We start from the raw sequence: 15,320 nt of genomic DNA on the forward strand, positions 1-15,320 counted from the left end.
ATGAAATTTGCAGTTCTTGTGTTTCCTGGCTCCAACTGCGACATCGACTGTTACAAAGCAGTAGAAGATGCGATTGGACAAGAGGTTGATTATGTATGGCACACGGCTACAGATCTATCGGCTTATGATTGTATCCTAGTTCCAGGTGGTTTCTCTTATGGTGACTATCTGCGTTGCGGAGCGATCTCCCGTTTTGCACCCGTAATGAATGAGGTAGCTAAGGCTGCTGAACAAGGTAAATATATTCTCGGCATTTGTAACGGATTCCAGATCCTCACTGAGGCGGGATTGCTTCCAGGTGCATTGATCCGCAATATGTCGCTGAAATTCCGTTGTCACGATACGGTGTTGAAAGTAGCGAATGCAGATACTCCATTTACACGTGACTATGCACCGGGGGAAGAGATTGTTATTCCAATTGCTCACGGTGAAGGAAACTATTACTGTGACGAGGAAACACTCGCGAGTTTGCAGGCAAACAACCAGATCGTCTTTACGTATGGCAGCAACCCGAACGGTTCCCTGGGTGATATCGCGGGAATCTGTAATGAGGGTGGAAACGTGGTTGGTATGATGCCACATCCAGAGCGCGCGGTGGACTCACTGCTGGGTTCGGAAGACGGCAAACGTATGTTTACATCTATTTTGAAAGCATGGAGGGATCGGCATGACGCAGCAGCTATCCGCTAAGGAACCGACAGCAGAACAGGTCGCAGAACATAAACTTTACGCACAAATGGGCGTGTCTGACAGCGAGTATGAGCTGATCTGTGAGTTCATGGGGCGTAAGCCGAACTACACGGAGATTGGTGTTTTCAGTGTTATGTGGTCGGAGCACTGCGCATACAAAAACTCCAAGCCGTTACTGCGTCGATTCCCTACAAGTGGACCGCGTGTCCTGATGGGTCCGGGTGAAGGTGCCGGGATCGTAGATATCGGTGACAATCAGGCAGTTGTATTCAAAATTGAAAGCCATAACCATCCTTCCGCGGTTGAGCCTTACCAAGGTGCGGCAACAGGTGTTGGCGGCATTATCCGTGATATTTTCTCTATGGGAGCAAGACCGGTAGCTTTGTTGAATTCATTGCGTTTTGGCAAGCTGGAAAGTGATCGCGTTAAATATCTGTTCGAGCACGTGGTAGCAGGTATTGCTGGATACGGAAACTGTATTGGTATTCCTACTGTTGCTGGTGAAGTCATGTTTGATGAGAGCTATGAAGGCAATCCGCTGGTTAATGCTATGTGTGTGGGTCTTATTGATCATGACAAGATTCAGCGCGGCGTAGCTAAAGGCGTAGGAAACCCTGTGTATTATGTAGGGCCGCCAACAGGCCGTGATGGTATTCATGGAGCAACCTTTGCATCCGTTGAGCTGACTGAAGAATCCGAGTCCCAACGCACAGCGGTTCAGGTCGGTGACCCGTTCATGGAAAAACTCGTAATGGAGTCTTGCCTCGAATTAATCGATACCGGTATCGTGCTTGGTATTCAGGATATGGGCGCAGCAGGTCTGACGTGCTCCAGTGCGGAAATGGCAAGTAAGGCGGGCAATGGTCTGGAACTGTATCTGGATCAGGTGCCACAGCGTGAAGAAGGCATGACGCCTTATGAGATGATGCTGTCCGAGTCCCAGGAACGGATGCTGTTTGTCGTTGAGCCTAAGGATGAGGCGCAAGCGATGGAGATCTTTGAACGTTGGGGCGTTATCTGTGCAAAAGTCGGAAAAGTAACGGATGATGGACGTCTGAAATTGATTCACCATGGCGAAGTGGTTGGAGACATGCCGGTAACAGCACTGGTTGACGAGTGTCCGGTGTATGACAAACCTTCTTCTGTACCTGATTACTACGAGCAAAGTGCCTCTATCGACACCCTTCGTTATGATGAAGTGTCGGATCTCGGCGGTGCATTGAAACAAGTGTTGGCATCCCCAACAGTAGCGAGCAAGAAGTGGGTTTATGATCAATATGATTACATGGTGCGTACAAGTACTGCGGTTCGTCCAGGTTCGGATGCAGCCGTAGTTACGATTCGTGGTACACGTAAGGGTCTGGCGATGACAACGGACTGTAATGGACGTTATGTTTACCTTGATCCTGAAGTAGGTGGACGGATTGCCGTAAGTGAAGCAGCGCGTAACATTGTATGTTCCGGTGCAGAGCCATTGGCAATCACGGACAACCTGAACTTCGGTAACCCGGAGAAGCCGGATATTTTCTGGCAAATGGAAAAAGCAGTAGACGGTATGGCGGAAGCTTGTCGTGTGCTGGATACGCCGGTCATCGGTGGTAACGTAAGTCTGTATAACGAAAACGCCAAAGGCTCCATCTATCCAACGCCAGTTGTCGGTATGGTAGGTCTCGTTCATGATACGGCTCATATCACGACACAAGCATTCAAATCCGAAGGTGATGTTATCATCCTCCTCGGTGAAACAAAAGCTGAACTGGGTGGTAGCGAGCTGCAATACGCGGTTCATGGTCAGACGGAAGGTCGTCCACCAGAACTGAACTTGCAAACGGAAAAAGCATTGCTGGGAACCGTGCTGGAAGCTATTCAATCCGGTCTCGTTCGCTCTGCACATGACTTGTCTGAAGGCGGCTTAGCTGTTGCACTCGCAGAGTCTTGTATCAGCGGTAACGTAGGAGCACAGGTGAATGTGGAGACGGCATTGCGTGCAGATCACGCCCTATTCAGTGAGAGCCAATCCCGTATCTTGTTGTCGGCTACGCCAGAGCAAGCGGGTAAACTTGAAGCATTTGTACGTGAGCGCGGTGTACCTGTAGCTGTTATTGGACGTGTAGAAGGAAGTAACCTGACAATTGAATTGAACGGAACATCAGCCGTGAACGAACCTGTAGGAGGTTTAGCTCAGGTCTGGGAGGATGCGATTCCATGTCTCATGAACTGACGACAGGACCATTGTGGACAGGTGATTATTATAACGAAGGGTCCGGCAAGGAAGGACTCGACAAATTAAAGGAAGAATGCGGAGTATTCGGGGTGTTCAAACACCCTGACGCCGCATCATTATCCTATTATGGTCTGCATGCCCTTCAACACCGGGGTGAAGAAAGTGCAGGGATGTGTGTAAGTGACGGTAACGAGTTTCACTACCACCGTGGTATGGGTCTGGTGAAGGAAGTTTTCACCAAAGACCTGATGCAGACGTTGACCGGGGATATCTCCATCGGACACGTTCGTTATTCAACCAGTGGTGACAGTAAGCTGACGAACGCACAACCATTGGTATTTAAATACCGCGATGGTGATCTGGCTGTAGCAACCAACGGAAATATCGTAAATGCGCCAACAATTCGGCGTGAATTGGAGCAGGGCGGGTCCATTTTTCAAACGACCAGTGATACCGAAGTTATTGCCCATCTAATCGCGAGATCTTCCAAAGGCTTGGTAGAAGCCGCGAAGGATGCGTTCCAACGGATTGTGGGTGGTTATGCATTTCTGATCATGACCAACGACAAATTGCTGGTTGCTTCTGATCCCCATGGTCTGCGTCCGCTCACAATGGGTAAATTGGGAGATGCGTATCTGTTTGCATCCGAAACATGTGCGCTGGAGACGATTGGTGCAGAGTTGATTCGTGACATTGAACCGGGCGAACTGTTGGTGCTGGATGCGGATGGTCTTCATGAAGACCGCTTCGATCATCACAAACACCGCAAGGCACTGTGCGCGATGGAGTATATCTACTTTGCCCGTCCGGACAGTGACATGAATGGTGCAAACCAGCACGCTGCGCGTAAACGGATGGGCAGTCGGATGGCGATTGAGTCATTTGTGGATGCCGATCTGGTAACAGGTGTACCAGACTCCAGTATTTCCGCGGCAATCGGCTACGCCGAGCAGACAGGGATTCCGTATGAGATGGGTATGATCAAAAACAAATACACCGGACGTACGTTTATCCAGCCAAGCCAGGAATTGCGGGAACAAGGCGTGAAGATGAAACTGAGTGCTGTGCGCCGTGTGGTAGAAGGCAAACGCGTGGTCATGATTGACGACTCCATCGTACGGGGAACCACTTCTCGCCGAATCGTGAACATGCTGCGTGATGCCGGAGCAACAGAGGTGCATGTACGCATTACATCACCACCGTTCAAAAACCCGTGCTTCTACGGCATTGATACGCCTGACAGTCGCGAATTGATTGCCTCCCAGCTGTCGGTGGAAGAAATTTGCCGTGAAATTAACGCGGACTCCCTGTCGTTCCTCAGCCCGGATGGGCTGATTACGTCGATTCAGGGAGATAATCAGGATGATTACAAAGGCGGGCTTTGCCTCGCATGCTTTGATAATGATTACCCAACCCGCCTCGATTTCGGCGGCGAAGAGAAATTTGGCTGCAGCTGCTAGCTGTTATCCTGCGAGACAAACGTAACTCGTAGCCCGCGCCCTTAAGCCCCGCCTTGCGGAGCAACAGGGGCCAAGGCAGCCGAGCGAAGCAGCTGCCCCCGTGCATAGCCCGAGCCCTTAGCCCCGCCTTGCGGAGCAACAGGGGCCGGGCAGCCAGGCGAAGCAGCTGCCCCCGAGCGCAGCCCGGCCCTTAGCCCCGCTTTGCGGAGCAACAGGGGCCGGGCAGCCAAGCGAAGCAGCTGCCCCCGCGGGCTTGCCCCGCAGCGCAGCCGAGCGGGGTTCGCCGACCGATGGCCTTCGGCCAGCGGAATCGGCGAACAACCATGCGAGCACACGAACGAACCAATCATAGCAAGATCATACCAGCCACCCCTGCACCGCTTGTTTGGCGGGTGTCCAGAGGGCCTGCCAAGGTCCTATGGGGTCCTCCCGGGCGGGAGGAGTTAGGAGGGGCGAAAAATAAGGAGCTGATTCCACTTGTCCGAAGCATACAAAAACGCCGGCGTCGATATCGCGGCAGGCAACGAAGCGGTTGAACGGATGAAAAAACACGTAAAGCGTACCTTCCGTCCGGAAGTGATGACAGATCTGGGAGGCTTTGGCGCCCTGTTCGGTTTGAACAAAGATAAATATGATGAGCCGGTGCTTGTATCCGGTACAGACGGTGTAGGAACCAAGCTGAAAATCGCATTTGCCATGGACCGTCATGATACCATCGGAATCGACGCGGTAGCCATGTGTGTGAACGACATTGTGGTACAAGGCGCAGAGCCGCTGTTCTTCCTCGACTATCTGGCATGTGACAAAGTCATCCCGGAGAAAATCGAAGCCATCGTTGCGGGAATCGCAGAAGGATGTCATCAGTCGGGCTGTGCTCTGATCGGTGGCGAAACGGCTGAAATGCCGGGCATGTACAGTGAGGGTGAATACGATATTGCCGGATTTACCGTAGGTATCGTGGACAAAGCGAAAATCATTAACGGTACAACGATCTCTCCTGGCGACACAGTGATCGGACTTGCATCCAGCGGAGTGCATAGTAACGGATTCTCCTTGGTACGCAAACTATTGTTGGAACAAGCCGGATTGGGCTTGCAGGATGAAGTTGCTGAACTGGGTGGTAAGCTGGGTGACGCACTGCTGGAACCAACGAAAATCTATGTAAAACCACTCCTGTCCCTGCTTGAAAAGGTAAAAGTAAAAGGCATGGCCCACATTACTGGTGGTGGCTTCATCGAGAACATCCCGCGTATGCTGCCAAGCAGCGTGAATGTAGATATTGACTATGGTTCTTGGCCGATTCTGCCAATCTTCAATCTGTTGCAAGAAAAGGGCTCCGTTTCGAACCGCGACATGTTCACCACGTTTAATATGGGGATCGGACTTGTGCTAGTCGTGAATGAAGCTGACGCAGTTGAAGCATTGGAACAACTGAAAGCATCCGGTGAAGAAGCGTACATCATTGGACGTGTGACCGAAGGAGATGCGCGAGTAACCTTCACGGGAGCGGATGTTTAATGGCGAACTACCGTATTGCTGTATTTGCCTCTGGTGAAGGGTCGAACTTTCAAGCATTGGTGGATGCAGCACGGAACGGAGGGCTGGGGGCATCCATAGATCTGCTGGTAAGTGACAAACCGGCTGCACGTGTGGTGCAGCGGGCGCAGGAGGCAGGCGTGGAATGCCATCTGTTTACTCCTAAAAATTATGATTCCCGCGAAGCCTACGAGGCTGAAATCGTGGAAGTGCTTGAATCCAAAGACATTGACCTGGTTGTTCTTGCCGGATACATGAGATTGTTGACTTCAGTAGTTGTGGATCGTTATGCAGGACGACTGATTAACATTCATCCGTCCTTGTTGCCAGCGTTTGCAGGCAAAGATGCCATAGGGCAGGCACTGGAATATGGCGTTAAAATCACCGGGGTCACCGTCCACTTTGTGGATGGGGGAATGGATACAGGGCCGATTATTGCCCAGCATCCTGTTCCTATTTTGCCAGAGGATACGCCTGAGTCAATCAGCCGTTCTATTCATGCGGCCGAACAGCAGTTATACCCCGAGGTTGTTTCCTGGTTTGCACAAGGTCTGGTTCAGTTAGACGGACGTCACGTCACTGTTAACAAACCGGTTTGATATAAGTTGAAAATTTTTTTACACATTAACGGAGAGGACAGAAAAAACCTGAAGAAGCGAAGCGTTCGCCTAAAAGCTTTCTGAAAGAAAGCTGCATCGGAAGCATACGCTTTATCACCGGATTTTCCCTTTAAGAAAAGGGAATCAAAAATCTGGGGATAACAGCGATTAGAAGGTTGTTCTGTCATCGGAGTGTCTCGTGTAAACATCTTGGTTCAACTTGTATAACAGAAGTCGAAAATTGGTACGCATTTTGTGATATTTCTCGGGAAATAAATCGGTTGTGTTTCGCCATGAAACGCGAAGCCATGGGACATTAAAGGAGGAGCATATTGTGAGTATCAAAAGAGCGCTGGTCAGCGTATGGGATAAAACAGGCATCGTGGATTTTTGCCGCGAGCTGTCGCAAATGGGTGTGGAGATTATTTCGACAGGAGGTACAAGCAGTCTGTTGTCGAAGGAAGGCGTACCTGTCATCGGAATTTCGGATGTGACCGGATTCCCGGAGATTATGGACGGACGTGTTAAAACATTGCATCCAGCAGTGCATGGTGGTTTATTGGCTGTTCGTGACAGCGAAGAGCACAAGCGCCAGATGGAGGAGAATGGACTGGACTATATCGACCTCGTTGTTGTAAACCTGTATCCGTTCCAGGACACCATCGCCAAACCGGACGTAACGTATGAGGACGCAATCGAGAACATCGATATTGGTGGTCCAACCATGCTTCGTTCTGCTGCCAAAAACCATGCTTATGTTAGTGTTGTTGTAGACACAGCAGATTATGGCAAGGTGCTTGAAGAGGTCCGCAGCAATGGGGACACCACACTCGAGACACGCAAACGGCTTGCGGCAAAAGTGTTCCGCCATACAGCGGCATACGATGCAGTTATTTCTGATTATCTCTCCAACCTGAACGGTGATCCACTGCCAGAGCGTCTGACGGTTACTTACGAAAAACTCCAGGATTTGCGCTATGGCGAAAATCCACATCAGCAGGCGGCATTCTACCGCAAACCGCTGGCAGCCCAAGATACGTTGACAACAGCCGAGCAATTGCATGGCAAAGAGTTGTCCTACAATAATATCAACGATGCGAACGCAGCTTTGCAGATTGTGAAAGAATTTGAAGAACCGGCAGTTGTGGCGGTTAAACATATGAATCCTTGCGGCGTGGGTATTGGCGAAAGCATCTACGAAGCTTACGGCAAAGCTTATGCGGCTGATCCAACTTCTATCTTTGGTGGAATTGTGGCAGCCAACCGCATTATCGATAGCGATACAGCGGCTAAACTGAGTGAAATTTTCCTGGAAATCGTACTGGCTCCTGACTTTACACAAGAGGCACTCGACATCCTGACCAAAAAGAAAAATATTCGTTTGCTCAAAACGGGTGAACTGAACGCTGCCCGCAATCGGGAGAGTAAGTTCGTAGTTACCTCCATCGACGGCGGCATGATCGTGCAACAAAGTGATGTGCATTCTATTGAAGCAAGCGAGCTCAAGGTAGTTACAGATCGTGCACCATCCGAAGAAGAACTGAAACAGCTGTTGTTTGGCTGGAAAGTGGTTAAGCACGTGAAATCCAATGCAATCGTGCTTGCAGCAAACGACATGACTGTAGGTGTCGGCGCAGGGCAAATGAACCGTGTCGGCGCAGCCAAGATTGCTATTGAACAAGCTGGAGAACTAGCCAAGGGAGCCATTCTGGCATCCGATGCGTTCTTCCCAATGGGCGATACACTGGAACTTGCAGCCAAAGCTGGAGTTACAGCCGTTATTCAACCAGGTGGTTCGATCAAGGACGAAGAGTCCATCAAAGTAGCGAATGAATACGGCGTTGCCATGGTCTTCACTGGCGTTCGTCACTTCAAACACTAGAGCGAAAAAGGTTTAATAAGGGGTGTCGCCTGTCATGCTTATGACTTATGGTACACCCCTTCTTTTTTAGGATATTTCAACATGTATTAGTATTACAAAACCAGTTATACACGGAGGGGGAACAACGCTAATGGATATTCTGGTAGTGGGCGGCGGTGGCCGGGAACACGCAATCATATGGGCACTGGCGAAAAGCCCGAAGGCAGGCAAGATTCATTGTGCTCCAGGAAATGCGGGCATTGCGCAGCTCGCCGAGTGTCATCCGATTGCGGTAAATGAATTCGATAAACTGACGGCACTCGCCGTGGAGCTTAACGTGGGATTGGTTGTTATTGGGCCAGACGATCCGCTCGCAGACGGCATTGTGGACGCTTTTGATAAAACAGGTATTCCGGTATTTGGACCACGCCGCAATGCAGCAGAGATTGAGGGCAGCAAAACGTTCATGAAAGACCTGCTGCACAAATACAATATTCCGACTGCAGCCTATGAGAAGTTCGACAATTACGAGCAAGCGCAGACTTATCTGAATGAGCAGGCCATCCCTGTGGTAATCAAGGCCGATGGGTTGGCGGCTGGAAAAGGCGTTACCGTAGCCTATTCCCGTGATGAGGCTGACCAGGCACTCCGCAGCATTATGGTGGACAAAGTATTTGGTGAAGCAGGAGCCAAAGTTATCATCGAAGAATTCCTGGCAGGTCAGGAAATGTCGATTTTGGCTTTTGTCGATGGGGAGACCGTTCGTCCGATGGCTGCTGCACAAGATCACAAACCGGTATTCGACAATGATCAGGGGCCAAACACGGGCGGAATGGGTACGTACTCACCATTGCCACACATTCCAGCCTCCATTATTGAAGAAGCGGTAGAGACGATTATCAAACCAACAGCCAAAGCGATGGTATCCGAAGGGCGCCCGTTCCAAGGTGTATTGTTTGCCGGGCTGATGATTTCACCAGATGGTAAACCCAAAACGATTGAGTTCAACGCGCGCTTCGGTGATCCCGAGACACAGGTTGTATTGCCGCGTCTGAAGAGTGATCTGCTCGACATTTTCATGGCAACTGTGCACGGGAAATTGGCGGATATCGAGATTGAATGGAGCGACGAAGCCGCTGTATGTGTGGTGCTTGCATCTGGAGGCTATCCTGGTCCATATGCAAAAGGTGTAGTTATTGAAGGACTGGATCAAGTCGACGAAGCAGTGGTATTCCATGCTGGAACAGCACGCAATGAATCTGGAGAATGGGTCACCAATGGTGGACGAATTCTAGGCGTTGTGGGTCTTGGTTCTGATATTGCCGAAGCTAGAAACAAAGCCTACGCTCAAGCGGAACGTATCCATTTTGACGGTAAACATCAACGTTCTGATATTGCTGCCAAAGCGTTGGTATAACTAATTCTAATTAATTGTAACTTGATAAAGTGAAACCTAAGGGCCCGTAAAGATGTACACCGAAAAAGGTGTTTGCATCCCGCGGGTTCTTTTCAACGTATACATGATTATGGTGTAATTGCTGGACATGTCGCAGTCCGGATACGGCAAAGAAGAATGGCTGTAAATAAAGACCTGTAGCAGGTTTAATCGACTAAAGTAAAGGGTACCATTTCTATAAACTGTTCTATACTAATTATGTGAACCATATCACATAAAATAAAACTGTAGATCGAGAAAGACCACATACATAAAAGTTTATTTTGTGAACTCATTTTATAATCTATATTCCAAACCATAACGTGCAACTGGATGGTTTGGCGTAGAACATGTTATACTTTTCTGAAACAGGAATGAATAAGAGGGGAGGTGGATATCTATTGGGAAGGCGATATTGTAAACTGTCCAAATGGAGAATTTTGGTGGAGTAAATCGAGAAACAATGACAGCATGAGGGGGAACCCTGTTTTTAGTGAAGTAGTTTCTATAAGTGATTGACTTCATCCTGAATTCCTGTTTTGCAATTTTACAAGGTCAAAGTACAACCTATACACACTTTATCTTTTCGATTTCATATAAGGCATACGCCATATTGAACGTCAATCAGCTGTTGAATGGTTAACGAAGTTAACCAATGACGCTGTAACTATCTCTGGAGGTGAATCCCTGAGAAGCGGGGAAATCATTGGACATAATCACCATATTAAATATTGTATTACTCATTATCTTGATTGCATTGACCGCATTTTTCGTTGCATCTGAGTTCGCTGTGGTTAAGATTCGTACATCAAGAGTGGATCAACTGGTTGCCGAGGGGAATAAAAAAGCTATATTGGCCAAAAAAGTAGTCTCGGACCTCGATTATTATCTGTCAGCCTGTCAGCTCGGTATTACCGTAACTGCCCTTGGATTGGGAGCGCTCGGTAAGCCAACCGTTGAAAGGTTGTTATACCCGGTATTTAATTATCTGGACGTATCAGCTTCCATATCGGCGGTTGCTTCCTATGCGATTGCCTTTATCCTTGTCACTTTCCTGCACGTTGTGGTTGGGGAGATGGCTCCCAAAACGATGGCGATTCAATTTTCGGAAAAATTGACGCTGTTGCTCTCGCCACCGCTATATTGGTTCGGAAAAATTATGTATCCTTTCATTTGGGCGCTGAATGGTGCATCCCGCGTGCTTCTTAGGGCATTTGGCGTGAAGCCTGCCGGACATGAACAGGCCTACTCGGAGGATGAGATCAAAATCATCATGAACCAGAGTTATGAAGGAGACGAGAACAACAAGACCAAGCTTTCGTATCTGGAAAACGTATTCGTGTTCGATGAGCGTGATGCCAAAGATATCATGGTTCCGAGGACAGAGCTTGTGACACTTAATCAGAATATGACTTATGACGATATCATTCCGATATTGGATGAGCATAATTATTCACGTTATCCCGTCATCGAGGATGGGGACAAGGACCGAATTGTCGGTGTTGTGAATGTGAAAAAGATTTTGCCTGACATGGTTGCCCTTAGGGAGCACCAACTTATCGATTTTGTTCGGAAGATTCCCTTCGTTTCTGAAGTTACAAGTATCCAGGATGCGATGATCAAGATGCAGCAGGAACGAGTGCACATGGCTGTGGTCGTGGATGAATACGGTGGTACTTCGGGTATCATTACAATGGAGGATATTCTGGAGGAGCTTGTCGGCGAGATTCGTGATGAGTTCGATGCTGATGAAGTTGCTGACATTCAGGTAACCGGAGAGAACCAATATCTCATTAACGGCCGGGTGCTGCTGGATGAGTTGGAGCGGCAGTTTGGGATTGTCTTTGAAGGCAACGAAGAAATGGATACCGTGGCCGGATGGATTCAATTCCAGAAGGGTGTCGGTGTGGAACAAGGCGATACGGTAGAACACGGTGATTATGTCTGGACCGTTGTGGACGCAGAAAATTTTCACATTAAGCAGGTGCTGCTTGAACGTGTAAACGGTGCTCAGGTCGAGGAATCTTCCAGTGACCTGGCGTGATGTTGGTTCGATCATGACTGTAATCTAGGGTATGACTGCCCATTTGGCTACTGCGCTCAGAATTTTAATGTTTTGGCAACGTAGCAGTGTAGGGGATGGAATCGATTCTGAAGAAGCGTAGCGTTCGCGTTTGCAAACCAATTTTAAACCTTTGAAAACAACAATCAGGGAAATTTGGAGGCAATGGCGATCGGAAGAACGAGCCGTCACTCGTGCAATCTTAATATAAATTTACTTGGAGGTGAATCCCTCATTTTGAGGGAAATCATTGGACGGAATAATAGCCTTAAACTTATTTTTAGTAGCCGTATTTATCGGCCTGACCGCCTTTTTCGTTGGAGCGGAATTTGCAATTCTGAAAGTACGGATGTCCCGAATAGATCAGCTGATCTTGGAAGGGAACAAAAAAGCGGTGTTGGCCAAAAAAGTGGCTCACAATCTGGATTATTATCTATCTGCGTGTCAATTGGGTATCACGATCACAGCACTGGTATTGGGTGCGTTGGGTGAACCCACTGTTGAGAAAATGCTGCATCCGCTGTTTGAGCGATTGGAAGTCCCAGCGGCGTTGTCTACGGTACTTTCGTACGGGATTGCCTTGGCAATCATCACGTTCCTGCATGTGGTTATCGGTGAATTGGCACCGAAAACACTGGCGATCCAGTTTGCAGAGAAGATGACACTATTGCTTGCACCACCGCTGTATTGGTTTGGTAAGATCATGAATCCGTTCATCTACGCGCTGAATGGGGCTGCCCGTCTATTGCTTGGCATCTTCGGTATAAAACCAGCCGGTCACGATACGGTTCACTCCGAAGAGGAACTTAAGCTGATTATGGCGCAGAGTTATGAGAGTGGAGAAATTAATCAGACAGAGCTGGACTACCTCAAAAACATTTTTGCTTTTGATGAGCGTTTGCTTCAGGAGATTATGATCCGCAAAGAAAAAATCGTTACGCTGGACAAAGAAATGCCGCTGGATCGTATGATCGAGGTTCTAAAGCAGCATGAATATACACGTTTCCCGGTGATCGAAAAAGGATATCAGGATCACTTCGTTGGATTTATTCATACAAAGGAAATGCTTACGAGTGTTGCCGCAGGCAGGGCTTTCAACATGGATACGTTTGTACATGACATGTTGAAATTCTCGGAGTTATTGCCGATTAAGGATGTCTTGGTCCAGATGCAGCAAAGTCGTTCCCATATCGCATCAGTGCATAATGCAGAAGGGGAAACAGTTGGTCTGGTTACGATGGAGGATATTCTTGAAGAAATTGTTGGGGATATCAAGGATGAGTATGATGGCAAAGATCTGGTTCAACCGCCTAAGCGATTAAAATTAACCTAAAACATAATGCGAAATTATAAGGGTCGATGTTGCATGGCGGCAATTGAATAAAATTCAAGGAAGACAGGTTTCCGAGTGATCGGGGCCTGTTTTTTTGTCGATCTCAGTATACTCAGGCGTAATTCAGCAGGTTAAAAAGCATATATCTTAACTTTAAAACAAAAGCTTGCTTATTTAGGGTTAATGGATTAATATAAATTTAAAGAATCTTAATTTAAAGATAAATAACAAAAAAGTGATGCATAACAAACTGCTAAGTATAACAACGATACAAATAAAACAACGATACAAATAAAACCAAGGGAGTGGAGATTATGTTCAGAACTTCAGGAATCCATCACGTTACGGCTTTTGTAGATGATGCACAGAAAAATGTTGATTTTTATGCAGGTGTATTGGCACTGAGAATGGTGAAAAAAACGATTAACTTTGATGCACCGGATGTGTACCATCTGTATTATGGCAATGAGGATGGGGCACCGGGCACCATCATCACCTTCTTCCCTCAGCAGAATGCCAGAAGAGGAGTTATCGGTGCAGGACAGACTGGCGTAACTGTATATGCGATTCCGGTGGGCAGTCTGCCATTCTGGAAAGAACGTCTGACATCCTTCGATATTCCATTTGAAAATAAAACAAGATTTGGCGAGCAGTACATTCGCTTCTTCGATAAAGGGGGTCTCTTGCTCGAATTGGTCGAGCGTGATGGAGGCCAGCCAAGTCAGTGGGCATTCAACGGTGTGCAGTCTGAACATGCCATCAAAGGTTTTGGTGGAGCTGTGTTATTCAGCCATGTACCTGACAAAACAACGGATGTGCTGACAACGATGCTCGGTCTGGAGAAGGTAGGAGAAGAGGATGGAATCATTCGTCTGCAGGCGAGTGGTGACATCGGTCAACTGATCGACATTCAATCGACTGGAATCCAGCGGGGAATTGGCGGAGCAGGGACGGTTCACCATATCGCATGGCGTGCAAAAGATTATGTCGAGCACGAACAAATGCAGCAGGAGCTTCAAAAAGCCGGATATCATCCAACTCAGGTCATTGACCGTCAGTACTTCAACGCTGTGTATTTCCGGGAACCGGGAGGTATACTGTTTGAACTGGCTACTGATCCTCCAGGATTTGCACGGGATGAACCACAGGAGAGCATGGGCCAAAAGCTGATGTTGCCTGAATGGTACGAACCACAGCGTGAGCAGATTGAACAGTTGCTGCCACCTATTCAAGTACGTGAATGGAAAGGAGAGTCCAAATCATGAGTACTACTAATACAATGAAACATATTTATAAAGCAGGTTCTCAGCCAAATGCACCCACCCTTTTGTTGCTGCACGGGACAGGTGGAACGGAGAACGATCTGGTAGGTCTGGCCGAGATGATTGCCCCAGGAGCTGGTATTCTGGGGGTGCGTGGTAACGTATCTGAAAATGGAATGCCCCGTTTCTTCCGCCGTTTGGCGGAAGGGGTGTTTGACGAAGAAGATCTCATTGCACGGACAGCGGAATTGGGTTCATTTGTGGATGCAGCTGCTTTGGAGTATGGCTTTGATCGTGCCAATGTCTTCGCACTGGGCTATTCTAACGGAGCAAACATTGCAGCAAGTCTGATCTTCCATCAGGCTGACGTATTCAAAGGAGCGATTCTGCACCATCCGATGGTACCGCTTCGCGGTTTGGAATTGCCAGACCTGAAGGGGCTGCCTGTATTCATCGGCGCAGGAGAGAATGATCCAATTGTGCCGAAACGTGAAACGGATGAATTGGCCTCACTGCTTAGCGGTGCAGGTGCAGCTGTGCACATGCACTGGGAGCGTCAGGGGCATCAGTTGACCCGTACCGAGGCGGAGGCTGCTGCGGCTTGGTTTAAGACTCAGGCTTAAAAAATTTGACTGGCATTTTAAAAGGGATGTCCCATAGGTCATGAAAATGACGGGGACACCCCTTTTTTGCCGTTTTTAAGGTTTAACGAACCGAGCAGCATGCTACTCGTGCCAATTTCCAACGATCCACTTTTTAATGAATCAGAGCGACACTATGCCTTGTCCTAAAGTATGGAATAATCTATAATCAAGTAATTGATAATCATTTTCAATTAGATTCGGTTTGTTATGACTA

12 protein-coding genes are annotated in these 15,320 nt (G+C 48.2%); 11 read left to right on the forward strand and 1 reads right to left on the reverse strand.

All coding sequences use genetic code 11. The annotated features are described in order from the left end of the window. The 3 genes from purQ to purF are packed head-to-tail and all read left to right on the forward strand — an operon-like array spanning nucleotide 1 to nucleotide 4,374. On the forward strand, nucleotides 1–690 hold the full coding sequence (purQ, locus tag CRO25_RS27650; RefSeq protein WP_024633543.1) for a phosphoribosylformylglycinamidine synthase subunit PurQ: 690 nt from the start codon (nucleotides 1–3) through the stop codon (nucleotides 688–690). Continuing rightward, nucleotides 668–2,911: a phosphoribosylformylglycinamidine synthase subunit PurL gene (gene purL / locus CRO25_RS27655; RefSeq protein WP_079697174.1), complete on the forward strand. Its 2,244-nt coding sequence runs from the start codon at nucleotides 668–670 to the stop codon at nucleotides 2,909–2,911. Before purQ ends, purL begins: the two co-directional genes overlap by 23 nt. After that, a complete protein-coding gene (gene purF / locus CRO25_RS27660) occupies nucleotides 2,896–4,374 on the forward strand; it encodes an amidophosphoribosyltransferase (protein WP_079697175.1) in 1,479 nt (492 codons plus the stop codon). Before purL ends, purF begins: the two co-directional genes overlap by 16 nt. A gap of 41 nt (nucleotides 4,375–4,415) precedes the next feature. Here purF and CRO25_RS33110 read toward each other — a convergent pair whose 3' ends face one another. Further along, nucleotides 4,416–4,604 carry a hypothetical protein gene (locus CRO25_RS33110; protein ID WP_143806606.1) on the reverse strand — a complete coding sequence of 63 codons (189 nt, stop codon included), beginning with the start codon at nucleotides 4,602–4,604 and terminating at the stop codon, nucleotides 4,416–4,418. 247 nt (nucleotides 4,605–4,851) lie between these two features. Here CRO25_RS33110 and purM point away from each other — a divergent pair, with 247 nt between their 5' ends. The 8 genes from purM to CRO25_RS27700 all read left to right on the forward strand — a co-directional run bounded on the left by purM (nucleotide 4,852) and on the right by CRO25_RS27700 (nucleotide 15,085). Then, a complete protein-coding gene (purM, locus tag CRO25_RS27665) occupies nucleotides 4,852–5,892 on the forward strand; it encodes a phosphoribosylformylglycinamidine cyclo-ligase (protein WP_063568060.1) in 1,041 nt (346 codons plus the stop codon). Beyond that, nucleotides 5,892–6,509: a phosphoribosylglycinamide formyltransferase gene (gene purN / locus CRO25_RS27670; RefSeq protein WP_072735726.1), complete on the forward strand. Its 618-nt coding sequence runs from the start codon at nucleotides 5,892–5,894 to the stop codon at nucleotides 6,507–6,509. Before purM ends, purN begins: the two co-directional genes overlap by 1 nt. Nucleotides 6,510–6,843: 334 nt before the next feature. Next, on the forward strand, nucleotides 6,844–8,391 hold the full coding sequence (gene purH / locus CRO25_RS27675) for a bifunctional phosphoribosylaminoimidazolecarboxamide formyltransferase/IMP cyclohydrolase (RefSeq protein ID WP_079697176.1): 1,548 nt from the start codon (nucleotides 6,844–6,846) through the stop codon (nucleotides 8,389–8,391). Between the two features lie 130 nt (nucleotides 8,392–8,521). Further along, nucleotides 8,522–9,787: a phosphoribosylamine--glycine ligase gene (gene purD / locus CRO25_RS27680; protein WP_079697177.1), complete on the forward strand. Its 1,266-nt coding sequence runs from the start codon at nucleotides 8,522–8,524 to the stop codon at nucleotides 9,785–9,787. Nucleotides 9,788–10,511: 724 nt separating this feature from the next. Next, nucleotides 10,512–11,849, forward strand: coding sequence for a hemolysin family protein (locus CRO25_RS27685; protein ID WP_079697178.1), 1,338 nt, complete (start codon nucleotides 10,512–10,514; stop codon nucleotides 11,847–11,849). Nucleotides 11,850–12,117: 268 nt separating this feature from the next. Continuing rightward, the gene (locus tag CRO25_RS27690; RefSeq protein ID WP_079697179.1) at nucleotides 12,118–13,200 is read left to right on the forward strand and encodes a hemolysin family protein; all 1,083 of its coding nucleotides are present in this window, start codon (nucleotides 12,118–12,120) and stop codon (nucleotides 13,198–13,200) included. A 314-nt stretch (nucleotides 13,201–13,514) separates the two neighbouring features. Further along, nucleotides 13,515–14,465, forward strand: a complete 951-nt coding sequence (locus tag CRO25_RS27695) for a ring-cleaving dioxygenase (protein WP_063568066.1) — start codon at nucleotides 13,515–13,517, stop codon at nucleotides 14,463–14,465. Nucleotides 14,466–14,479: 14 nt separating this feature from the next. Continuing rightward, nucleotides 14,480–15,085: an alpha/beta hydrolase gene (locus CRO25_RS27700; protein WP_079697252.1), complete on the forward strand. Its 606-nt coding sequence runs from the start codon at nucleotides 14,480–14,482 to the stop codon at nucleotides 15,083–15,085. The last annotated feature ends 235 nt before the right edge of the window (nucleotides 15,086–15,320 follow it).

The organism is Paenibacillus sp. RU5M, assembly GCF_900221055.1.
Taxonomy (GTDB): domain Bacteria; phylum Bacillota; class Bacilli; order Paenibacillales; family Paenibacillaceae; genus Paenibacillus; species Paenibacillus marchantiae.

Excerpts from the sequence above, each read along its gene's own strand:
- purQ (WP_024633543.1), top strand. The coding sequence starts at position 1 with ATGAAATTTGCAGTTCTTGTGTTTCCTGGCTCCAACTGCGACATCGAC.
- purL (WP_079697174.1), top strand. The coding sequence starts at position 668 with ATGACGCAGCAGCTATCCGCTAAGGAACCGACAGCAGAACAGGTCGCA.
- purF (WP_079697175.1), top strand. The coding sequence starts at position 2,896 with ATGTCTCATGAACTGACGACAGGACCATTGTGGACAGGTGATTATTAT.
- purN (WP_072735726.1), top strand. The coding sequence starts at position 5,892 with ATGGCGAACTACCGTATTGCTGTATTTGCCTCTGGTGAAGGGTCGAAC.
- purD (WP_079697177.1), top strand. The coding sequence starts at position 8,522 with ATGGATATTCTGGTAGTGGGCGGCGGTGGCCGGGAACACGCAATCATA.
- CRO25_RS27695 (WP_063568066.1), top strand. The coding sequence starts at position 13,515 with ATGTTCAGAACTTCAGGAATCCATCACGTTACGGCTTTTGTAGATGAT.
- CRO25_RS27700 (WP_079697252.1), top strand. The coding sequence starts at position 14,480 with ATGAAACATATTTATAAAGCAGGTTCTCAGCCAAATGCACCCACCCTT.